This window comes from Achromobacter pulmonis (genome assembly GCF_902859765.1).
Lineage (GTDB): Bacteria > Pseudomonadota > Gammaproteobacteria > Burkholderiales > Burkholderiaceae_B > Achromobacter > Achromobacter pulmonis.
In genome coordinates, this window is the sequence record NZ_CADIJV010000005.1 from 189,205 (window position 1) to 210,951 (window position 21,747).

Here is a 21,747-nt window from a genome sequence, read left to right on the forward strand (position 1 = left end):
GGGAATTAGAGCGGCCGCATCGCGTACCAGGCGATGGCGGGCAGCTCGCGCAGGATGGAATACAGGTCCCGCGCCTCGACGAAGCGGGGCGAGGCGCCGCCGACCTCGGGCACGCCGTGGCGCCTGAGCGCCAGCATGGTGCGCGGCACGTGGAAGTACTGCGTGATGGCGATGGCGCTGACGTAGCCATGCTCGCGCATATAGGCGCTGGCGTGGATGGCGGTGGCCCAGGTGTCGTTGCCGAGGCTGTCGGCCACCACCCGGTCGGCCGGCACCCCGCGCGCGATCAGATAGTCGCGCATGACCGCCGCTTCGTCGCGGCCGGCCGGATCGACGCCGCCGCTGACGAACAGCACGCGGCAACGCGCGGCGGCGTAGCAGTCGTAGGCGCGGTCCAGCCGGGCCGCCAGGCGCGGCGACGGGTGGCCGTCGGCGTCCACCGTATTGCCCAGCACGACGGCGACCTCGGCGGCGGGGGCTGGGGCGGCAAGGCCCGCGGCAACGAGCGCGCCGGCCGCTGCCAAGGTCAGGCAGGCGAGCGCGGCAAAGCGGCGCAGGAAAAGTGTCTTCGGAATCGGCACGGGGGGGGTGGGGCGGTGGCTGTTGCGGCAAGAGCTTAAGCCAGATCGGCCAGGGGCGCCGTGGCAGTGGAGCAATTGCTGACGTGGCTGCGCTGCGGATTCCTTGTGGTAATGAGAATCATGATCGATAATGCGCGACTTCTTTCCTTGCCCGTTCATGCCGCCATGTCCCGCCGCCCGCCGTCCGAAAAAGGTTGGCTCGCTCATTATCGCGAGCTGATCGGGACGTGGACGCGCCGCGGCGGCAGCCGCCATGATGCGGAGGACGCCGCGCAAGACGTGGTGGTCAACATGCTGCGCAACGGTGATGGCGCGGTGCTGGACCCCAAGGCCTATCTGTACGGCGCCAGCCAGAACCGGCTCAATGGGGAAGTGCGGCGCCAATTGCGGCACGACCTGATCGCGCTGGACGAGTTGTCGGATGCCGATCATCCCGCGCACCAGGATCCCGATTCCGCGTTGCGCGCGGCGCGATTGGCCGATGCCCTGAAGGCCGCCCTGGCCGAGTTGCCTTTGAAGTGCCAGCAGGTCTTCCTGTGGAACAAGCTCGAAGGCTATACGCAGGCTGAAATCGCGGGGAAACTGGGGCTGACACAAAGCACCGTTGAAAAGCACATGAAACGCGCACTCGGCCATATCCAGAAACGGTTGCAAGATCATGCCCCGCACTGAGCTTTCCCACCAAGCCGTTGAGGCGCTTCAGGCCCAGGCCGTGCATTGGTTCACGCGCGAGCGATTGGGCACGCTGGATGACGCGGCGCGGGCGCAACGCGACGCCTGGCTGGCTGCCGACCCCGAGCACGCGCGCCTATACCATGCCGTCCAGGCGATGTGGCGGGTGGCTGACCATCTGCCGCAGGACGAGATGCGGGCCATCCTGGCGCGCACCGATGAAGCGCCGCGCGCTTTGCCGCGCCGGCGCCTGGCGTTGGGACTGAGCGTCGCCTGTGGGGTGGCGCTGGTGGCGGGCGTGATGGGCCCCCAGCTGTGGGCGCCGACAGCGGAATTCAGGATGGCCCTGTCCACGGCGCAGGGCGAGCGCAGCCGACACACGCTGCCCGATGGTTCGTTGCTGGAGTTGAATACCGGCACGCAGGTCGACGTTGCGCTCTACCCCGATCGCCGCGAGGTCGAGCTGGCGGCGGGGGAGGCCCTGTTCACGGTCAGTCCAGACGCCGCGCGGCCATTTGTCGTGACTGTGGGCCAGGCGCGCGTGCGAGTGACGGGAACGCGCTTTAATGTCCGACGCGATGGCGACGCCGTGACGCTCGCCGTGGAAGAGGGCCGTGTCCAGTTTTCCGCTGGGCCGTGGTGGAACCGGCGCACGCGCCGGCTCACGGCCGGCTATGTCGCGCACTATACGCCGGGCGCCGAGCTCGAAGCGCCGCACCAGGAGAACGTGGCGGCCATTACGGCATGGCAACGCGGCCGGCTGGTGTTTCGCGACACGCCGCTGCGGCAGGTGGTGGCCGAACTGAACCGCTATCTGCGCGAGCCGCTGAGAATCGACGATGCCACGCTGGCACGCCTGCGTGTGGCGGGCACGCTGCCAATCGACGACCCTGAGGCCGTTCTGGATGTGCTGCCGCGGATTGCACCGGTGATCGTGCTCTATCCCGCTGGCGGTGGCCGGGTGCTGGCGCCCCGCTGACGCGCTGTGCGGTGGCTTGCGATGATACATTTAGTTTCAATAATTATACCGAGAATCATTCCGGTTTTTCTCCAATCGTGGCGTCTACCCCTTGAAGGGGTGCGTGCTCGCTCGCCGATCTCGACCCTGGAAGCGACCTTTGGCCAAGGGTGTGGGGCGCAACATGCGCGGGTAGGTGTACTGGAATGTTCTATTCATGGTGGACAAGCAAGTGATTTGGCGCGCGGAGCAAGCGCGCAAGTGGGCTCGGATGCAAGGGCGCGCGCAATGCGGCGCGCTGGCCGTGGCCTTGGCATTGGCCTGCGGCGCGATGCCGGCGGCGCAGGCGCAATCGGCGCCAGTGGCGATCAGCATCCCGGCCCAACCCTTGGGTGATGCGCTGATCGCATTGGGCGAGCAGGCGTCGCTGGTGATCTTCTATCTGCCGGAAACCGTGCGAGGGCGCGGCGCGCCCGCGGTGTCGGGCACGTTGACGCCCGACGAGGCGCTGCGCAGCCTGCTGGCCGGCACGGGCATCACCTTCCAGCGCGATGGCCGCAATGTGTCGTTGGCGCCGCCGTCCGGCGGTACCGCGCAACTGGAGCCGGTGACGGTGCGCGGCGTTGCCGTGGGCACGGCCGACAGCTACGTCGCGCTGAACTCGGCGAGCGGCAAGCTGGACGTGCCGCTGATCGAGACGCCGCGCTCCGTGTCCATCGTGACGCAGGAGCAGATCAAGATGCAGGCGCCGCGCAGCCTGGAAGGCGCGTTGGCCTACACCCCGGGTGTGCAGACGGAAGTGTCGGGATCGAGCGACGCGCGCATGGTCGGTGCGGTTATCCGGGGTTTCAGCGACGGCAGCGCCTACTACAAGGACGGCCTGAAACAGTTGTCCAGCGGCACGTACGCGTCGTGGAACGACAATCTGGACGAGTTGGACAGCATCGAGGTGCTGAAAGGGCCGGCGTCCGTGCTGTACGGCCAGGGCCGTCCTGGTGGCGTGATCAACGTGGTGTCCAAGCGGCCTACGCCCGGCCAGGTCAATAGCGTGGGTCTGAGCTACGGCACCTATGACCGGCGCCAGGCCACGGCGGATCTGGGCGGGGCGTTCGACCAGGACCAGAAAGTGCTGTATCGCCTGAACGTGACGGGCCGCAAAAGCGACGGCCGCACCGACGGCTCGCGTGACGACCGCCTGTCGGTGGCACCGTCGGTGTTGTGGAATATAAGCAGCCAGACGCGGCTGACGGTCTTGGGCACGTATTCGAAAGAACGGGCCACGCCCAAGAGTTGGTGGCCGAACCTGTTCACCTATCCAGCGATCAAGGACCTGCCCCTGAAGCGTACCGCCGGCGATCCGGATTTCGATCGTTTCGACCGCACCACCAAATCCATCGGCTACGCTTTCGAGCACGACACCGACAACGGATGGCGCTTGCGCCAGAATCTGCGCTATTCCGAGATCGACATCGACTATCGCCACCTCTACGCGATGGACCTGCTGGCCGACCAGCGCACCGTCACGCGCGGCAGCCTTGCCCAGCAGACCAACGGCAAGACGCTGGCCGTGGACAGCCGCGCCACGCGAGATTTCCAATGGGGCGACCTGAGCCATACCTTCGCGGTGGGCGTGGATTATCTGCGCTACAAGGAGCACGACGGATTGGGGTTTGGCTGGGATGTGCCTAACCTGGACATCTATGCGCCGGTGTACGGGCAACAGGTGGCGTATCCCGACCTGGATTACAGCCGCACCGATTTGAAGCAAACCGGTATCTATACCCTGAACCAGCTGAAGTGGAACCGCTGGGTCGGCAACGTCAGCCTGCGCCGTGACATCGTGCGGACTACCCAGAGCAGTGTCACGCAGCCCCGGGTCAACGATGAGGCCACCACCGGCAGCGTGGGCCTGCTGTACCTGTTCGACAGCGGCCTCGCGCCGTATGTCAGTTATGCCACGGCGTTCGATCCCATAACCGGCCAGCAATTCGACGGCAGTCCGTTCAAGCCTCGCGAAGGCAAGCAGTACGAGGCTGGACTGAAGTACCAGCCGCCGGGGGCCGATGCATTGTTCACGGCCGCTGTGTTCGACATTCGCCAGACGAACGTGGCCACGCAGGATCCAGACCATCCGCGCTTCAATGTGCAGACCGGAGAGGTCCGTTCGACGGGCCTGGAGCTCGAGGCCAAGTTTCCGCTGTCGCGCGAACTCAGCGTGATGGCCGGCTACACCTATCTGGATCCGCGCACCACCCGCAGCAACCGGCCGGCCGAGGTGGGCCGCCAGACGGTACAGACCGCCAGGCAGACGGCCAGTCTGTGGCTGGACTATCGGCCGCGGCAGGTGCAGGGCCTGATCCTGGGGGGCGGCGTGCGCTATCGGGGCAAGTCACCCGTCAACGTGGCGGCGGACGGTTCGACCAATTACAACCCCGCCTTTACGCTGGCGGACGTCGCGGTGGCCTATGAAACGCCGCGCTACCGCATCGCGTTGAACGTCAACAACGTCTTCGACAAGCGCTACTACACCTACACGTTCCGCGGGATGGAACGCGAGGCGATGCTCAGCGTGAATTACTACTGGTAGCGTCAGGCGGCCGCTTCTGGAACGGGGGGCTTCGGGCGCGGCGCGATCTCGCCGGTAACCGAGCCGCCGAGGGTCGCGGCGGCGCGGGGTTCCTGGGTAGAATCATCGGATAGCTTGCGATGCGCCTGCCATGAACCTTCCGTTCCCCATCCGTCAAGAATGTCCCCCGGGCGCCTGTATGTGCGACCGCGACCGGCTGCTGGCCGATCCCGCGGCCGACGTGCGCATCCTGCGGCTCACCAAGGAAGAGGAAAAGCGCCTGGTGGCGCGGCTCGAGAACATCACCAGCCTGGAAGATCTGCGCGCGATGCAGGGCCGCATGCAGGCGCAACTGGGCATCGTGGTGCGCATCGTCCCCAGTGACAACGAGGTGCGCACCTCGCGCGGCATCGCCATCCAGCTCGACGACCAGCCCGGCCTTTGCCGCAAGACGCGCTCGTCGATTCCGGCCGCCATCCGCCGCGGCTTCGACAACCGGCCCGAAATCGTCTACGCCCTGCTGAACGAGCGCGATCTGCTGCATGGCGCCTAGGGCGTGTGGGCGGCGCCCCGCTGTATGAGCCGGCCGGGTGCGCCGGCCTGCCGGCAGAAGCGCGCGGCACGACGCCCGGCGGGCGCCGCTAGCGTGCGCGCGGCACGACGCAGGGCATGAGCGGAGTCACCTCGCTTGGCGCGCGGCCCGCCTCGGGGCGGTGGTCGCGCGGCTTGCCGGCGCGCGCGGGATAGGCCAGCAGGACCGCGCTGCCGGGCGCGAGGCGCGGCGCTTCGGGGCCGCCATAGGCCACCGTCCAGCCGCGCACGGCCAGCGGCGCCAGCGTGTATTGCAGCGCCGATCCGGGCGAAACGTGGGCGACCTTGCCGGCGTACAAGTCCTGCTGGCGGGTTTCGGCACCGTCGATCATGCGGTAGGTAGCGATGCTGACCGGCGCGGCCGATTCGCCGTGGCGCGCCAGGATGGCGGTGGCGTATCTGCCCGGCGCGATGACGCCCAGGCTGACGTCGAAATTGTCCAGGGCCTGGCCGGCGGCGTCCAGCCGCACGCCGGTGATGTCGACGCGCGCCAGCGGCGCCGAGCCGGTGTTGCGCACCCGCACGCTGTACTGGCCCGAGGTTCCGGTCAGCGTGCAGACCTCGATGCCGTAAGGGGCCGGGCCCGCATGGGCGGGCGCCAGCGCCGCGAGGGCGATGGGCAGGATGGCGGCGCGAAGGAATCGGGACGGCACGGCATGCTCCTGTAGGGAGGCAGCGCGCCGGGACGCCGCGTTGCCTGCCTTATTACACCACTTGGCGGCCGGGGCCGTCGCCCTGCGGGCGCCTGCCGGCCAGCCAGTGCAGGATCAGCGCCAGCACCAGCAGGGCGGCCATGATGAAGCCCCAGAACAGCCAGCCCAGCACGGCGATCCAGGTGCCCAGGCTGCCGGCGGCGGGCAGGATCTGGTTCAGGCCCTGCACCAGCCAGACCAGGCCGGATTGCAGCGACTGGATCAGGCCGGCGTCGACCCAGGGGGCGGCCCAGGCGGGCGCGGCCCATTGGGCAGAGCCGATGGCCGTGGCGCCGGGCACTTGCGCCGAGGCGATGGTGGCCAGCACCCAGTCGGTCAGTTGCAGCGTCAGCGCCACCAATCCGGTCCATAGCGCGGCCAGCACGGCGAAACCGAGCCAGATGATCTTTTTCATTGCGGGGTACTCCGGTGATTCAGGAAAGAAACGTCACGATAGAGCGGAAATGGTTTCTAAAAAACCAGTGTGTATGTGAAAAACATTACGAAAAAACCGAAGTCTTGGCATGCGCCAGTATCCGCTGCACCAATGGATGGTGCTGTCCGCGCCGGTTGCGGATGCCGTGGATTTCCTCGTGCACGCTGTCGCAGCGCGCCAGCGGCCGCAGGCCGCGCAGCAGGCCGACATCGTCGCCGCCCAGGCGGCTGAGCGGGAATACGCCCAGGCCGCGCGCGGCGAACACCGACATCAGCGCGCTGTCCTCGAATTCGCCCACCACGTTGGGCCGCAGGCCCTGGTCATTGAACCACCGGTCCAGCGTCTGGCGCAGCACCGAATGGCCGGTGGGCAACAGCACGGGCAGGCGCTCCAGGCAGCGCGGGAAGTCCTGCGTGTCGGCCTTGCGCACCAGCCGCGCTGGACCGTACCAGTCCACCGGCGAGGACACCAGCCGGTCGCTGGTCAGGCGCAGGTTGGGGTTGGCCGGCGCGCCCTGGCCGGCCAGCACCAGGTCCAGGTGGTGGTGCGCCAGCTCGCCCAGCAGCTCCTCGACCTCGCCCTCGTGACAGGTCAGGCGCAGGTCGGGCGTGTCCAGCACCGGGCCCAGCAGCGCATGGGCGGCCAGCTTGGAGATGCCGTCCGACAGGCCCACCGACAGCCGGATCACCGGCTTGGTGGCGGCGGCGCGAACCTCCTGCGGCAGTTCCTGGCCGATCTGGAAGATCTCCTCGGCGCGGGCGAAGGCGGCCTGGCCGGCGTCGGTCAGGGCCACGCCGCGGCCGGCCGGGCGCAGCAGCTGGTGACCCAGGTTCTTTTCCAGTTCGCGCACCTGGGCGCTGATGGTCTGGATGGCCATGTCGAGCCGCTCGGCGGCGCGCGAGAAGCCGCCTTCCTTGGCGACCATCCAGAAGTAATACAGGTGGCGGTAATTGAGCATGGCGACATTCACTTCGGTTTTTTCGAACCATAACTCACTTTCAGGCTGATTTCTCGATCTGCCCGAGATCCGGATCATGAGGGCCTTCACCTACACGCGGGAACATCATGGAAGCCTTGCTCTCATTTCTACAAGCCGACTTCGCCGGCACGCCGGCCTGGAGCTGGCTGCTGTTCATCGGTATCGTCATCGCCCTGCTGGTCTTCGACCTGGGGGTGCTGCACAAGGAAGACCGCGAGATCGGCGTGCGCGAAAGCCTGCTGCTGTCGGCCGGCTACATCTCGGCCGCGTTGCTGTTCGGCGGCTGGGTCTGGTGGCAGATGGGCCCGGCCAGCGGCATGGCCTACTACACCGGCTTCCTGATCGAGAAATCGCTGTCGCTGGACAACGTCTTCGTGATCGCGCTGATCTTCAGCTTTTTCGCCATTCCGCGCCAGTTCCAGCACCGCGTGCTGTTCTGGGGCATCCTGGGGGTGATCGTGCTGCGCGCCATCATGATCGGCCTGGGCGCCGCGCTGGTCAGCAACTTCGGCTGGTTGATGTACCTGTTCGGCGCGTTCCTGGTGTTCACCGGCATCAAGATGTGGATGATCGCGGACCAGGAGCCGGACATCGCCACCAACCCGATTTTGAAGTTCCTCAAGCGCCGCATGCGCGTCACGGAAGGCCTGCGCGGCAACGCCTTCTGGGTGCGCGAGCCGGACGCGGCCACGGGCAAGACGGTGCGTTGGGCCACGCCGCTGTTCCTGGCCCTGGTGCTGATCGAGTTCGTGGACCTGTTGTTCGCGGTGGATTCGGTGCCGGCGATCTTCGCCATCACCACCGACCCGTTCATCGTGTACACCAGCAACATCTTCGCCATCCTGGGCTTGCGCGCGCTGTACTTCGCGCTGGCGGCGATGATCCACCGCTTCCACTACCTGAAGTACGCGCTGTCGCTGGTGCTGGTGTTCATCGGCACGAAGATCTTCCTGGTCGGCTTCATCGGCAAGATCCCCGCCGTGGTGTCGCTGTCGGTGACCTTCGGACTGATCGGTGGCGGCGTGCTGTTCTCGCTGTGGAAAACCCGCTCGGGCGCGCCGCAGCCTGAGTTGAAAACGGAGTAAGCACGGCACTTTTGCAGGGCCCGCCCATGGCGGGCCCTTTTTTCATGGGCCGGCGGATGCCGGTTCGAGCGCGCGCAGAAAGCCGGTGATGGCCTCGGCCGCGGCCTCGGGCGCGGCCTGCAGCAGGCAATGCGGCGCCTCGATGCCGATGAGGCGGGTCTGTGGCGCCAGCCGCGCGACCAGCGCGGCGGCGGCGGCGGGCACGACGCGATCATGGCGGGCCTGCAGGTACAGCAGCGGCATGCGCACAGCGGCAAACGTTGCGGTCTGGTCGGCGGCCATCACCGCTTTGAGCCGTGCCTGCATGACAGCGGGCGCGACCTGGGCGACGGCCTGGTCCAGCGCGGCGCGCAACGCCGGCGTGCCGTACGCGCCCAGCAGCAGATGATGCAGGATCGCGCGCGGCATCAGCTTGAGCGGCAACCAGCCGGCCAGGGGGCGCGCCACGCCCAGCCGGGGATAGGGCGCCCGGATGAACGAGGCGCACAGGATCAGGCCGCGCAGGTTCGGCGGCGGGGCGGCGGCGATGGCGGCGCCCAACGGCCCCGAGAACGATTCGGCCAGCAGCACGAAGGGCGCCTGCGCGGGCAGGGCCTGCCGTACCCGCGGTTCCAGCGCGGCGTAGCCGAGGGGTTCGGTGGTGGGATAGCGCACCACCACGGGCGGCGGCGCGGGCGGCAGCGCGGACAGCAGCGGGCCGAACAGATCGCCGGTGCCGTCCATGCCGGGCAACAGGACCAGGTGGGTCGTCATTCACGATGTTCCGAAGAGGCGATAACCGCATTCTGACAGGCCATTGGCATATTCAGTGGATATGTATTGATAGCGCTGTATATATTTGTCATATGGAAAGAGCCGGCGTAGAGTGCGGAACGTATCCAGACCCGCGCAAGGAGCCGTCATGACCTGGTCCGCCAAACAGTATTCCGCCTTCGAAAGCGAACGCACGCGCCCGGTGCGCGACCTGGTTGCAGCATTGCCCAACGAGGCCGTCGCGACCGCCATTGACCTGGGCTGTGGCCCGGGCAATTCCACCGAGGTGTTGGCCAGCCGCTACCCGCGGGCCGACGTGACCGGCATGGACAGTTCCGACGACATGGTGCAGGCCGCGCGCAAGCGCCTGCCGTCGATTGCCTTCGAACTGGCCGACATCGAAACCTGGAACCCGCCGCACCAGTATGACGTGATCCTGGCCAACGCGGCGCTGCAATGGGTGCCGGACCACGCCACCCTGTATCCGCGCCTGGTGGGCAAGCTGGCACCAGGCGGCAGCCTGGCGGTGCAGACGCCCGACAACATGGAAGAACCCGCCCACCGACTGGCGCGCCAGATTGCCGCCGAGGGGCCCTGGGCCGGCAAGATCGGCGGCGTGAGGCATCCACCGCGCCACAGCGCCGCCTGGTATTACGAATTGCTCAAGCCGCATTGCGATCGCCTGGATGTATGGCGCACGACCTATATGCATCCGCTGGCCGGCGCGCAGGCCGTGGTGGAGTGGTTCAAGGGCACGGCCCTGCGGCCTTACCTGAACGAGCTGGATGCCGGCGAGCAGGCCGCGTTCCTGGCGCGTTACCAGGAAGCGATTGCGCGCGCTTATCCGGCGCTGGCGGACGGCACCGTGCTGCTGCCGTTCCCGCGGCTGTTCCTGGTGGCGGGGGCGAAGCCCTGACGCAACGCCGCCGGCGCTGCGCCCGATGGCCCTAGGCCCTGGCGGCGCGCCAGTGCGCGTTCGCTCATGGCCAGGCGCCGGCCTCATTCGGACACCGTGCTGCGATCGGCCGGGTCCGCTCGCAGCGACTCGGCGATGTCTTGGCTGGATTCAGGGATATTTTGTCATTATCTCGAAACTCAGCAGCGCCGATTTTGCCTATGCTGGCGGCATGCATGCCTCTCCCGCCTCCCAACGCCCCGTCCTGCTGATCGCGGGCATTCTCTTCATCGCCATGGCATTGCGCGCGCCGGTCACGGGCGTGCCGCCGCTGGTCGGCCTGATCCGCGCGCAGCTTGGATTGTCGAATACCGCCGCCGGCATGCTGATCACGCTGCCGCTGCTGGCCTTCGCGGTCGTCTCGCTGGTGTCAGCCGGCATGGCGCGCCGCCATGGCCTGGAGCGCACCCTGTTCCTGGCGCTGCTGCTGATCGCTGGCGGCATCGTGCTGCGCAGCCAGGGCCAGGCCTGGGCGCTGTACCTCGGCACCGCGGTGATCGGATCGGGCATCGCCATTGGCAATGTATTGCTGCCTAGCCTGGTCAAGCGTGACTTTCCGCAGCGCGTGGCCGGCCTGACCTCGGCCTACGTGCTGACCATGAGCATCGCCGCCGGCGCGGCCTCGGCGTTGGCGGTGCCGCTGGCCAGCCTGGCCGGCGACGACTGGCGTTTCTCCACGTTGTGCCTGCTGGCGATTCCGGTGGCCGCGGGACTGTTGTGGCTGCCGCAGCTGGCCAACCATACGCCGCCGGCGTCTTCCACCACGCACGCGCCGCACGGCGGGCGGCTGTGGCATTCGGCGCTGGCCTGGCAGGTGACGCTGTACCTGGGCATCAATTCGTTTGTGTTCTACGTGGGCGTGAGCTGGCTGCCGGCGATCCTGCGCGATATCGGCTATTCGGCCGAGCGGGCCGGCTCGCTGCATGGGCTGCTGCAATTGATGTCGGCCGGGCCGGCCTTGTTTCTGGCGCCGGTGGTGCGGCGCGTGCAAGACCAGCGCGCCGCCGCCTTCTGCGCGGCGGCGTCCTCGCTGGCGGCATTTGCCGGCCTGATCGTGGCGCCGGGCTGGGCCACGCTATGGATCGTGTTGCTCGGGTTGGGCACGGGCGGCGGCATCATCCTCGGCCTGACGTTCGTGGGGTTGCGCGCCAGCCATGCGCAGCAGGCGGCGGCGCTGTCCGGCATGGCGCAGTGCGTCGGCTATCTGTTCGCGGCCAGCGGGCCGGCGCTGGTTGGCGCCATGCACGACCGGCTGGGTGGATGGACGGCGGCGCTCGGGCTATGCGCCGCGCTGTGCGTGGCGATGGCGGGCTGCGGCCTGCTGGCGGGGCGCGCGATCCAGATCGGCCAGTTCCGGACGCCGCCGGCCAAGGCAGCGCCACGCGCGCCACGGTGACGCGGCCGCGCGGGGCGCTAATGCGCAAGCGCGCCGGGTCCGGCCGCTGGCCGGGCGCCTTTTCCGGCCTGCGCGTCAGCGGTCCTCCGGTGCGCGCCACAGGCGCACCAGCGCGTCCGGCGCCTGCGCCTCCGGCACGTCGAAGACCAGGCGGGTGGCGGCGCCGCCGGCTGGATCGCGGAACTCCAGTTCGATATGGAAGTAGCGCTGGTCGCCGCCCTGCCTGGCGCAATCCGGCGTGGCCAGCGGGGCGGTGCGTTGCAGGGCTTCGCCGACTTCCTGGCGCAGTCCGGGCGGGCAATGGGTCAGATCGATGCGGCGGGTGTGCGCCAGGCCGGGCAGGTAGGCCAGGCCGCCTTCGCGCGTCAGACTGACGCGCAGCGCGAACTCGAGCGGGGGCAGCTCGATCATGATGTCACGCCCACTGCCGCCCAGGCGTCGGCCACGGCCTTGCGCGCGGCTTCGCCGTGCGAATCGCGCGCCACCTCCAGCGTCAGGCGCGCGAACGTGGCGAAGTCGGCGTCGTGGCGCAGCCGCTTGTCGCGCAGGGTGTCGTACCAGATGCGCCCGGCCACTTCCCAGGCCGCGCCTTTCAGGGCGATCGCGGCCAAGTGGAAGGCCCGGTTCGGAATGCCGGAATTGATGTGCACGCCGCCATTGTCCCGCGGCGTATCGACGTAGTCGCGCATGTGGGCCGGCTGCGGGTCCTTGCCCAGCACCGGATCGTCATAGGCGCTGCCGGGCTCGGCCATCGAGCGCAGCGCGCGCGCCTGCAGCCGCGGCAGGAACAGGCCCGCGCCCACCAGCCAGTCGGCCTCGCGCGCCGTCTGGCCCAGCGAGTATTGCTTGACCAGGGCGCCAAACACGTCGCACAGCGATTCGTTGAGCGCGCCGGACTGGCCCTGGTAGGCCAGCGCCGCTTCGCTGTCGATGACGCCGTGGGTGAGTTCGTGGCCGACGATGTCGACCGCCACCGTGAAGCGGTTGAACACCTCGCCGTCGCCGTCGCCGAACACCATCTGCGTGCCGTTCCAGAAAGCGTTGTCGTAGTCGTCGCCGTAGTGCACGCTGCCCACCAGCGGCATGCCGGCGCCGTCGATGGAATCGCGCTGATAGACGTCGCGGAACAGCCTGTAGGTCGCGCCCAGGTGATCGTAGGCCTCATCGACCGCTGCATCGCCACTGGCGCGTTCGCCCTCGGCGCGCACCAGTTTGCCGGGCAGCGCGGTGGTATTGGCCGCGTCGTGCACAGCGCGTTGCGGCGTGCCGGCGTCGCGGCGCGCGCCGGCCGGCAGCTCATGGGCGCGCCGCGGCTGCGCCGCCATGTCGCGCAATCCGCGTTGCTGCTGGTCGATGATGAGCGTCTTGACCGCCGGCATGCTGACGCGCGCGTCGGCATGTTGTGCCAGGCGGTCCAGGACATAAGGCGGGATCACGCCGATCAGGGGCGTGGACGCGGAAGGGCGCGGCATGGTCGATCTCCCTGCGAGGTCATGGGGGACATGGCGCGCGGGCCGGGCCCGCGGCAGCCTTCACGGTAGCAGATCGGATGCGCGCGGACGTAACAGTGTGCGGCGCGATGCCAGGAACGTTAAATGCGCGCCCCGGATTGCGCCGTGTTAGTCGAACACTCCAGCCAGCACGTCGGCGACGACGCCAGTCGCGATGGCGATGAGAATCAGGTCGTTGCCGGCCACGCGCCATTCATAGCCCGGATGCACGGGCAGGCGCGTCAGCATCGGGCCCGGCACCATCTTCTTGGCGATCCCGGGCGGCAGCGGCTTGCCGCGCGCAAGGTTCTTGCGGATGCCGGGCGGCAGCGCGCCGTAGCCGGTGGCTCCGGCCTGCACGGCGTAGCCGCGCGCGGTCGAGACGCTGATGCCGGCGGTGCTCAGGGTCACGCTGAGGTGGGTATCGGCGTCGCGGCCGCCGCCATTGTTCTTGCCGTTACCGTTGCCGTGGCCGGCATGGTCCGGCTTTCCGCGGTTTTCAGGGGGGGGCCGACCAGGCCGGCGCGATAAGGGCGGCACAGGCCAGGGCGGTCAGGAAAGCGGCGAAATGGCGGCGCATGATGCGATCCCAGTAGTGTGGCGCGCACAGCGTAGCGCAATGCCGGAACGCGCACTGTCTCTATTGGCAAGTGGTTTTTCTCATTGCAACAACCGTAACCTTTCATGCCGCTGACTCGGGCTAGAATCGCTCGCTTCCATTCCGGGGGAAAAGCCAGATGCGATATTTCCTGATCTTGGTGGGGGCGGCCGCGGTCGCCTACTTGCTCGCGCGCGGCATCGCCGCCGTGCTCTCGGATCGTAAACGCAATAAATCAGAAAGGGACTGAAAGTGAAGCCGACCGACCTCCAGATCGTCAAGTCCGTGAAACCACGCAGCCTGAAGCTGGCCATCGGCACGGCGGTGTTGTTCGTGTTGATCCTGTGCCTGGCGTTCGGTTCCTGGTTCCAGGTGGACCAGGGCGAGCGCGGCGTGGTGTTGCGCAATGGCAAGCTGGTGCGCGTGTCGGAGCCGGGCCTGGATTTCAAGACGCCGTTCATCGACACCGTGATGATGGTGTCGGTGCGCGACCACACCTTCGTGTTCGAAAAGCTCGAAGCCTACAGCTACGACCAGCAGCCCGCCACGCTGCGCGTGTCGGTGACCTACCGCGTGCCGGCCGAGCACGTGGCCGAGCTGTACTCGGAGTACGGCACCATCGGCAATCTGCAGATGCGCGTGCTCGAGCGCAAGACGCCCGACGCGGTCAAGAATGTTTTCGGCCAGTACACCGCCGTGCGCGCCATCCAGGAACGCCAGAAGCTGGGGCTGGACGTCAACAACGCTGTCCACAAGACCATGGAAGGCGCGCCGGTGCAGGTGGTGGGCGTGCAGATCGAGGAAGTCGGTTTCTCGCAGGCCTACGAGCATTCGATCGAGCAGCGCATGCTGGCCCAGGTGCAGATCGAGACCACGCGCCAGCAGAAGGAAACGGCGATGATCAACGCCGAGATCCAGGTGGTCAAGGCCAAGGCCGAAGCCGACGCGCGCCGTCAGCAGTTCACCGCCGAGGCCGACGGCATCCGCATGCGTGGCGAAGCCGAAGCCGCGTCGATCCGCGCCAAGGCCGAGGCGCTGGCCGCCAATACCAACCTGGTCAGCCTGAACGCGGTCGAGAAATGGGACGGCGTGCTGCCGGCGACCCAGGTGCCGGGATCGGCCCTGCCGTTCATCGGCATCAAATAGCGGCGGCGCTGCCGCCGGGCACGGCGGCGGGCTGTTCGCGCCGCGCGAACGCCATCATGGCGTCGCCCGACAGCGCCTTGCTGTAGAACCAGCCCTGCACGATGATCTCGGCGCTGGATTCCAGCGCTGTCAGCTGTTCGCGCGTTTCCACCCCTTCGACGATGATCCGCAGGTCGAGCGCCTCGCAAAAGCGCAGCAGGCCGCTCATCACCTGCGCGCCGCGCTCGCTGCCCTGCGCCTGCACGAAGCTGCGGTCGATCTTGACGGCGTCGATCTCGAACTGGTGCAGGTAGCTCAGGGCCGAATAGCCGGTGCCGAAGTCATCGATGTAGACCTGGCAGCCGATCGCGTGCAATCGGTCGAAGGCGGTGTGCAGGGCCTGCGCGTCTTCCACCAGCGCGTCCTCGGTCAATTCCACCGACACCTGGCCTTGGGCCTGCTCCAGCACCTTGATGAGCTTGTCCAGGTATGACGCGGACGTCAGCGTGCCGCTGGTGACGTTGATGGTCAGCGGCAGGCTGAAGCCCGCCAGGCGCCAGGCGCGGCATTGCAGCACCGCCTGCTTGGCCACCCACAGGTCCACTTCGCGCATCAGATCGGCCTGCGCCAGCCAGCGCAGGAATTCCAGCGGCGCCTGCTGCAAACCTTCCGGGCCGGTGGCGCGCAGCAGCGCCTCGCAGCCGGTGCAGCGGCCGCTGCGCAGCGACACCTGCGGCTGGTATTCGAGATAGAAGTCGTACTCGCTGATGGTGCGGATGCGCGAGATCTCGGCGCTGCGACGGGCGCGATTGGCGTAGGTGGAAACCACCGGGTCGTGCGCAAACAGCAGCGATTCTTCCTGCAGACGCGGAAACGTGGTGTCCAGCGACTTGAAGTAGACCGTGGCGTCGGCCTTGCGCTGCCGTTCCAGCGCCACCACGAACGGCGCGTAGATGCAGGCGCCGAGCGCGATCAGGAGCAGTTGCAGGACCACGCCGCCGACATGGCCGCCGGCGCCGAGATAGGCGTTGAGCAGCACGGGCGAGGTCAGCGGCAGCGTGACGCTGGCCGGCTCCAGCCAGCCGGCCTGCACCACGGCCAGCGCGATCAGCACGTTGCACACCGGCGCCAGGACAAAGGGCAACAGCAGGCGCGGATTGAGGATCAGCGGCAGGCCGAACAGCAGGATCTCGTTGACGTTCAGCAGTGATACCGGAATGCTGGCCAGCGCCAGCAGACGCAGGGATTCGCTGCGCGAGAACAGCAGGATGGCGGCGACCAGCGACAGCGTCGCGCCGGCGCCGCCGATGAAGACGAAGGCGCCCAGCAGGGTGCCGTTCAGGGCATACATGCCCTCGTAACCGGCGGCGGCGCTGGCGGCGTTCAGTTGAGTGGCCTGGTCCAGCACATCGATGATGGGCGACAGCGCGTGGTAGCCGTGGATGCCCAAGAACCAGAAGAGGGAATTCAGCGCCGCAATCACCGGCCCGGTGGTGAAGGGGCTTTCGAGCGACGCCAGGTCCAGCGGGATGTCGAACTGCGCCACGCCGGGGATGCGCAGCAGTGCGGTGACCGCCAGCGCCACGACGCCGGCGGTCAGCAGCCCGGGTATCACCATGTTGAGGGTGCCGCGCACGTTCTCGCCGATCAGCCCGTCCGGCGCCAGCCGGGTCCAGGGGCGCCGGTGCAGCAGGGCCAGCAGCGGCACGCAGCCCAGCGGCAGGAGGAGGGCGATGCACAGGATCAGGGTGGCGGCGGCGTGCGGATACGGCGCCAGCAGGGCGGTGGCGATGACCACGTATGACAGGCACAGGAATGCCGCCGGCAGGTTGGGCACGCGGTAGCGGATCGACATCATGTAGCCGACCGAGGTGCTCACCAGCATCGGCATGATGGCGTTGAGCCGACTATGGACGTCGGCCAGCGCCTCGGCGACGGCGACGGGCAGTCCCAATTGGCGGGCCAGCACCGACAGCACCAGGAACAACGCGGCCACCAGCAGGCATGGCATCGTCCAGAGCAGGCCTTCCCGTATGGCGCGCAGTCCGTTCGCGCCCGCCAGGGCCGCCAGCCGATCTTTCGGATAGCGCATGAAGCTCGATGTCGGCATACGGGTTCGCCCCAAATGGCCCCCTACCGAGGAGGGCTTGCACGGGGCGCGGGTGTGTTGCCGGCTCCCGGGTTTGTAAGAATCCTTTGCCGCATCCTAGCGCCGGAGTTCCCGCTTTAGCAATCGAGTTTCGGAAAAATCCTAGGGATTCCCCCCTGTCAAGAATTGAAAAGCGGGCGCATCGTGTGCTTATCGGGAGGCAGGCATCGCTATACGATTGAACGCGGTCCCCCGCGGGACCGCGCCTTCGGAACAGGCTGGATCAAGAGGGAGACGGGATGTCGCAGTTGGAATGGGTGTCTGGCGACACGGCGCCGGAACGGCAGGGCTATTACGAAACGCGGTTCGACACGGGCGGCACCGCGATCACGCTGTACAGCGTACTGGGCTGGATGCCGGCCAAGGCGCCCGGCAACATGGTGAGCTGGCGCGCCTTGCCGCCTGCCGTCGAGCGCGAGCAGGCCGAGCGGCACATCCAGGAGCTGCGCGCGGCGCAAAGCCACGTACCGATGGATTACTAGCGCGCGGACACGGCTTGGCCGGCCGGGCGCGCTTGCGATAATGAGAATTGTTTGTAAAATCCGCAGCGTCGCTACCCTACGCCACCGGATCGTTCCATGTCCCGCCCCGTTTCGCCTCGCCCCGGATGGCTCGCCTGCTATGACGAGCTGATTGGCGCGTGGAGCCGTCGTTCGGGCAACCGGCACGACGCCGAAGATGCCGCGCACGACGCGATCGAACACCTGCTCAGGGCCGACGGCAGCGTAGCGGCCAAGGCGCGTGGCTATCTGTTCCAGGCGGCCGGCCATCGGCTGATCGACCGTTGGCGCCGCCAGCGCCGCGAGCAGCATGTGCCGCTGGATGAACTGGGCGAGCACGACGAACCCGTGCAGGCCGATCCCGACGGGCCGGTGCGCGCGGCGCGGCTGGCTGACGACCTGGCGCGGGTGCTGGCTGAACTGCCTCCCAAGTGCCGCCAGGCCTTCGTGCTGAACCGCATCGAGGGCTGGACTCAGGCCGAAGTGGCCACCCATATGGGGCTGTCCAAGAATATGATTGAACGCTACGTCATGCGAGCGATCGAACACGTGCGGGAACGCCTGCGCGAGCACAATCCGTGACGCGGTTTTCCTTCACCCCAGTTCCGCGCCACGGCGCGAGCCACAGCCAACGATGACCGAGTCCTGCTCCCGCGATGCCGACGATCCGCGCCAGCCCGCTACCGCCGCCTGGTGGTTTGCCCGCTGGCATTCGGGCGACATGACGCGGCGCGAGCGGCGCGCGTTCGCGCGTTGGCGCCGCGAGCAGCCGGATGCGGCGCGCGAATTCGACCGCATGCAGCAACTGGGCCAGGTCGCCGGGCAACTGCCGCGCGACCGGGTGCGCGACCTGCTGGGCGGCGCGGTGCCGGCCCGTCCGCCCCGCCGCCGCATCGCGGCGCCGTTGCGCTTCGCTTTCGCTTGCGCGGTAGTGGCGATGGTGGCGCTGGTCACCTGGTGGAGCCTGCCCAGCGAGGCGCCCACCTATGCCACGGTGGTGGGCGCCGACCGGGGCGAGCGCAAGCAGATCACCCTGCCCGATGGTTCGGTGCTCGAGATCAACGGCAGCACCCTGGCCGAGGTCAAGTTCTATGGCGGCCGCCGCGAGGTCGAATTGCAGGGCGGCGAGATCCTCTTCAGCGTCAGTCCGGATGCGGACCGGCCCTTCATCGTGCGCGCGGGCAGCGGCGAAGTGCGCGTGACCGGCACGGTGTTCGATGTGCGCCGCGACGAAGACGTGGTGACCGTGCTGGTGCGCTCCGGTACCGTCGAAGTAACCGGCGGCCATTGGTGGAACCTGGGCCTGGCGGTGTTGCGTGACGGCCATGGCATCCGCGTGCCGGGCAGCGGCGCCATCGGTGTTCCGGCTCCGGCCGACGTCGATACCGCGCTGGCCTGGCAGACGGGCAGGGTGGTGTTCAAGAACGCCCCGCTGGCCGACGTGGTGAGCGAGATGAACCGCTACCTGGCCACGCCGCTGCGGCTGACCGACAGCAAGGCAGGTCGCCTGCGGGTGTCGGCTTCGTTCAGCCTGGATCGGCCCGAGGCGTTGCTGGAGGCGCTGCCGGCCGTGGCGCCGGTGAAGCTGGTGCCGGCCGCCAATGGCGCCATCGATGTGACCCTGCGCTAGGCGGTATCGAGAACCAGGCACGCCGCGCCGTTACAAAATAATCGTCCCCCGCATTCAGGTTTTTTAGCGTCGGCATCGTTCTAGGAGAGAAGGCGCGCCGCGCCCTGTCTCCGCAAGGAGACTTCCTTCTTGCCCTCGAACCGAAACCGTCGCTGATCGTGAATGCTTCCTCCAGGCGCCGCGCGCGCGCCATGCCCCGTATCGTTCTCTCTTCCCTGATGTTGTCGTTGGCCATGACGACGGGTGTCTGCGGCGCGGCCGGGACGCAGGCGCCCGCGGTGGCGGTCGACATCGCCGCCATGCCGCTGGGCGAAGCCCTGCTGCTATGGGCCGCGCAGACGCGCCAGCGCGTGTTCTATGCCCCTGAACTGGTGGCCGGGCTGCAAACGCCGGGCCTGCGCATGAATGCCAGCCCGGCGCAGTCGCTGGCGCGCTTGCTGCGGGGTTCCGGCGTGGGCTACCGCTGGCAGGGCGACAGCATCGTCCTGACGCGCCAGGAGCAAACGGCGAGCCTGGCGCCGGTCACGGTGCTGGGCGCGGGCGATCCGGCCGTGACCGAAGGCACGGGGTCCTACACCACACCCGCGACGGCGGCGGCCACGGGGCTGTCGTTGTCGCTGCGCGAAACGCCGCAGTCGGTCACGGTGGTGACGCGCCAGCGCATCGAGGACCAGAACCTGCGTTCGCTGGACGAGGTGATGGGCAACGTGGTCGGCGTGCAGGTGGTGGCCGAAGACAGTGACCGCACCGATTTCTGGTCGCGCGGCTTTTATATCGATAGCCTGCAGTACGACGGCGTGCCGACCACGATCGGCTTGTCGATGTATGGCGAGTCCAACAACGATTCCATCATCTACGACCGCATCGAAGTGGTGCGCGGGGCCACCGGCCTGATGACGGGCGCTGGCAATCCGTCGGCCTCGATCAACCTGGTGCGCAAGCATGCCAACAGCCGCGAATTCACCGGCGAGGTCAACGCGGGCATGGGTTCGTGGAACCGGTATCGCGGGTCGGTCGACCTGACGACGCCGCTGAACGCGGCGGGCACGGTGCGCGCGCGCATGGTGACGCTGTACCAGAAGACCGATTCCTACATCGACTACTACCACGCCGACAAGAAGGTGTTCTATGGGGTGATCGACGCGGACCTGACACCGGCCACGCAACTGAGTGTCGGCATGGACTACCAGGACAAGCGGCCGCGCGGCTCGACCTGGGGCGGCCTGCCGGTCGTGTTCAGCGATGGCACGCCCACCGATTGGCGTCGCTCCAAGAGCAGCGCGGCCGACTGGACCTATTGGCACACGACGCAGCGCACGGCCTTCGCGACGCTGTCGCACCGCTTCGACAACGATTGGGAAGCGCGGCTCGCGTGGTCGCAACGCAAGAGCAAGTATGACGCCAAGCTGTTGTGGTTCAGCGGCCTGCCCGATCGCGCCACCGGCGCCGGTTGGCGCGGCTTTCCCGGCTACTGGAATTCCTATGCGCAGCAGACCGCGCTGGATCTGCTGGTCAAGGGGCCATTCCAGTTGCTCGGCCGTCGCCACGAGCTGGTGCTGGGTGCCTCGCGCAGCCGCTACAGCGAGGATTTCTACAGCTACGCCCGGCCCGCGTCGATGCCGCCGACGGGCTCGTTTCATGACTGGGACGGCTCCTATCCCGAGCCCGCCTGGGGCGCGTCGACGCTGCGCGACACCGTGACGCACCAGCGCGGCGTGTATGCCGCCGCGCGCTGGTCGTTTACTGACGATGTGACGCTCATCACTGGCGCCCGCCACGCCTCCTGGAAGTCACGCTCGCCCACCCGCGACCAGCGCGACTCGCGCCTGTTGCCATACGCCGGCGTGGTGATAGACCTGGATCGCACCTATTCGGCCTACGCCAGCTATACCGACATCTTCCAGCCGCAGGACTACCGCGACCGCAATGGCAACTACCTGGACCCGGTCGCGGGGCGGAACTACGAAATTGGCCTCAAGGGCGAATACCTGGAAGGCCGGCTGAATGCGTCGGTGGCATTGTTCAAGGTCAAGGAAACCAAGACCGCCGTGCCGGATCCAGGCTATGTGGTGCCGGGGTCGACCGATGGCGCCTACCGGACAGCCGACGGGGTCACCACGCGCGGCATCGAGATGGAACTGACCGGCCAACTGGCGCCAGGATGGAACACCACGCTGGGCGGCACCTACTACACCAGCCGCGACGTGCATGGCGTATCGGTCAATACCGAGCGGCCGCGCGCCTCGGCCACCCTATTCACGACTTATCGCCTGCCAGGTGCCTGGAACAAGCTGACGCTGGGCGGCGGCGCCAACTGGCAGATCAGCACCTATAGCAAGGTGCAGCTGAACGAAGGCAGTGTTACCGCCCGGCAGAAGGCCTACGCGGTGTTCAACCTGATGGCACGCTACGACTTCAGTTCGCACCTGTCGGCACAGTTGAACCTGAACAACCTGTTCGACAAGAAGTACTACCTGGGAGGCGTGGCCAATCAGGTGTATTACGGCGAGCCTCGCAACGTCTTTCTGAATCTGAAGGCGACGTTCTGAATGTGGCGTTCTGGCGGCGCGCGGGCGAAGCCCGGGAGGCGC

The 21,747-nt window shown here is 67.7% G+C and carries 20 protein-coding genes and 1 pseudogene; 12 read left to right on the forward strand and 9 right to left on the reverse strand.

Annotated elements, in window-relative coordinates:
- Positions 1-5 precede the first annotated feature (5 nt).
- On the reverse strand, positions 6-581 hold the full coding sequence (locus tag HV701_RS07060) for a YdcF family protein (RefSeq protein ID WP_236755784.1): 576 nt from the start codon (positions 579-581) through the stop codon (positions 6-8).
- 120 nt (positions 582-701) lie between these two features.
- On the opposite strand from HV701_RS07060, the gene HV701_RS07065 reads away from it, so the two are divergent.
- The 4 genes from HV701_RS07065 (at position 702) to HV701_RS07080 (ending at position 5,330) form a co-directional block, all read left to right on the forward strand.
- Positions 702-1,253 (forward strand): RNA polymerase sigma factor, encoded by a 552-nt coding sequence (locus HV701_RS07065; RefSeq protein ID WP_254595131.1) that lies wholly within the window; start codon positions 702-704, stop codon positions 1,251-1,253.
- Positions 1,240-2,232, forward strand: coding sequence for a FecR family protein (locus HV701_RS07070; protein ID WP_175132359.1), 993 nt, complete (start codon positions 1,240-1,242; stop codon positions 2,230-2,232). The genes HV701_RS07065 and HV701_RS07070 overlap by 14 nt, the downstream gene beginning before the upstream one ends.
- 196 nt (positions 2,233-2,428) lie before the next feature.
- Positions 2,429-4,798, forward strand: coding sequence for a TonB-dependent siderophore receptor (locus HV701_RS07075; protein WP_175132360.1), 2,370 nt, complete (start codon positions 2,429-2,431; stop codon positions 4,796-4,798).
- Positions 4,799-4,928: 130 nt separating this feature from the next.
- Entirely contained in the window at positions 4,929-5,330 is a 402-nt protein-coding gene (locus HV701_RS07080; RefSeq protein WP_175132361.1) for a hypothetical protein, read from the forward strand.
- An 88-nt stretch (positions 5,331-5,418) separates the two neighbouring features.
- Here the strand turns inward: HV701_RS07080 and HV701_RS07085 are convergent, their stop codons facing one another.
- From HV701_RS07085 to HV701_RS07095, 3 genes are all read right to left on the reverse strand, one after another.
- A complete protein-coding gene (locus tag HV701_RS07085) occupies positions 5,419-6,021 on the reverse strand; it encodes a hypothetical protein (protein ID WP_175132362.1) in 603 nt (200 codons plus the stop codon).
- 52 nt (positions 6,022-6,073) lie between these two features.
- Positions 6,074-6,475 carry a hypothetical protein gene (locus tag HV701_RS07090; protein ID WP_175132363.1) on the reverse strand — a complete coding sequence of 134 codons (402 nt, stop codon included), beginning with the start codon at positions 6,473-6,475 and terminating at the stop codon, positions 6,074-6,076.
- Between the two features lie 85 nt (positions 6,476-6,560).
- Positions 6,561-7,454 (reverse strand): LysR family transcriptional regulator, encoded by an 894-nt coding sequence (locus HV701_RS07095; protein WP_175132364.1) that lies wholly within the window; start codon positions 7,452-7,454, stop codon positions 6,561-6,563.
- A 107-nt stretch (positions 7,455-7,561) separates the two neighbouring features.
- Between HV701_RS07095 and HV701_RS07100 the strand changes: the two genes are divergently transcribed.
- A complete protein-coding gene (locus HV701_RS07100) occupies positions 7,562-8,560 on the forward strand; it encodes a TerC family protein (RefSeq protein WP_175132365.1) in 999 nt (332 codons plus the stop codon).
- Between the two features lie 42 nt (positions 8,561-8,602).
- On the opposite strand, the gene HV701_RS07105 is transcribed toward HV701_RS07100, so the two are convergent.
- Positions 8,603-9,313 carry a serine aminopeptidase domain-containing protein gene (locus HV701_RS07105; RefSeq protein WP_175132366.1) on the reverse strand — a complete coding sequence of 237 codons (711 nt, stop codon included), beginning with the start codon at positions 9,311-9,313 and terminating at the stop codon, positions 8,603-8,605.
- A 148-nt stretch (positions 9,314-9,461) separates the two neighbouring features.
- On the opposite strand from HV701_RS07105, the gene tam reads away from it, so the two are divergent.
- Positions 9,462-10,229 carry a trans-aconitate 2-methyltransferase gene (tam, locus tag HV701_RS07110; protein ID WP_175132367.1) on the forward strand — a complete coding sequence of 256 codons (768 nt, stop codon included), beginning with the start codon at positions 9,462-9,464 and terminating at the stop codon, positions 10,227-10,229.
- 211 nt (positions 10,230-10,440) lie between these two features.
- Entirely contained in the window at positions 10,441-11,664 is a 1,224-nt protein-coding gene (locus HV701_RS07115) for an MFS transporter (protein WP_175132368.1), read from the forward strand.
- A 75-nt stretch (positions 11,665-11,739) separates the two neighbouring features.
- On the opposite strand, the gene HV701_RS07120 is transcribed toward HV701_RS07115, so the two are convergent.
- The 3 genes and pseudogenes from HV701_RS07120 to HV701_RS07130 form a co-directional block, all read right to left on the reverse strand.
- On the reverse strand, positions 11,740-12,075 hold the full coding sequence (locus HV701_RS07120; RefSeq protein ID WP_175132369.1) for a protealysin inhibitor emfourin: 336 nt from the start codon (positions 12,073-12,075) through the stop codon (positions 11,740-11,742).
- Positions 12,072-13,136 (reverse strand): M4 family metallopeptidase, encoded by a 1,065-nt coding sequence (locus HV701_RS07125; protein WP_175132370.1) that lies wholly within the window; start codon positions 13,134-13,136, stop codon positions 12,072-12,074. Before HV701_RS07125 ends, HV701_RS07120 begins: the two co-directional genes overlap by 4 nt.
- Before the next feature lie 147 nt (positions 13,137-13,283).
- A pseudogene (locus tag HV701_RS07130) lies at positions 13,284-13,734 on the reverse strand (anti-virulence regulator CigR family protein).
- A 303-nt stretch (positions 13,735-14,037) separates the two neighbouring features.
- On the opposite strand from HV701_RS07130, the gene HV701_RS07135 reads away from it, so the two are divergent.
- Positions 14,038-14,898: a prohibitin family protein gene (locus HV701_RS07135; protein WP_175132414.1), complete on the forward strand. Its 861-nt coding sequence runs from the start codon at positions 14,038-14,040 to the stop codon at positions 14,896-14,898.
- On the opposite strand, the gene HV701_RS07140 is transcribed toward HV701_RS07135, so the two are convergent.
- On the reverse strand, positions 14,891-16,987 hold the full coding sequence (locus HV701_RS07140) for an EAL domain-containing protein (RefSeq protein ID WP_175132371.1): 2,097 nt from the start codon (positions 16,985-16,987) through the stop codon (positions 14,891-14,893). The two genes, HV701_RS07135 and HV701_RS07140, sit on opposite strands and share 8 nt — an antisense overlap.
- A gap of 278 nt (positions 16,988-17,265) precedes the next feature.
- Between HV701_RS07140 and HV701_RS07145 the strand changes: the two genes are divergently transcribed.
- The 4 genes from HV701_RS07145 to fhuE all read left to right on the forward strand — a co-directional run bounded on the left by HV701_RS07145 (position 17,266) and on the right by fhuE (position 21,705).
- On the forward strand, positions 17,266-17,508 hold the full coding sequence (locus tag HV701_RS07145; protein ID WP_175132372.1) for a hypothetical protein: 243 nt from the start codon (positions 17,266-17,268) through the stop codon (positions 17,506-17,508).
- Between the two features lie 96 nt (positions 17,509-17,604).
- On the forward strand, positions 17,605-18,108 hold the full coding sequence (locus tag HV701_RS07150; RefSeq protein WP_175132373.1) for an RNA polymerase sigma factor: 504 nt from the start codon (positions 17,605-17,607) through the stop codon (positions 18,106-18,108).
- A 52-nt stretch (positions 18,109-18,160) separates the two neighbouring features.
- A complete protein-coding gene (locus HV701_RS07155) occupies positions 18,161-19,156 on the forward strand; it encodes a FecR family protein (protein WP_175132374.1) in 996 nt (331 codons plus the stop codon).
- A 191-nt stretch (positions 19,157-19,347) separates the two neighbouring features.
- Positions 19,348-21,705, forward strand: a complete 2,358-nt coding sequence (fhuE, locus tag HV701_RS07160) for a ferric-rhodotorulic acid/ferric-coprogen receptor FhuE (RefSeq protein ID WP_175132375.1) — start codon at positions 19,348-19,350, stop codon at positions 21,703-21,705.
- Positions 21,706-21,747: the final 42 nt, after the last annotated feature.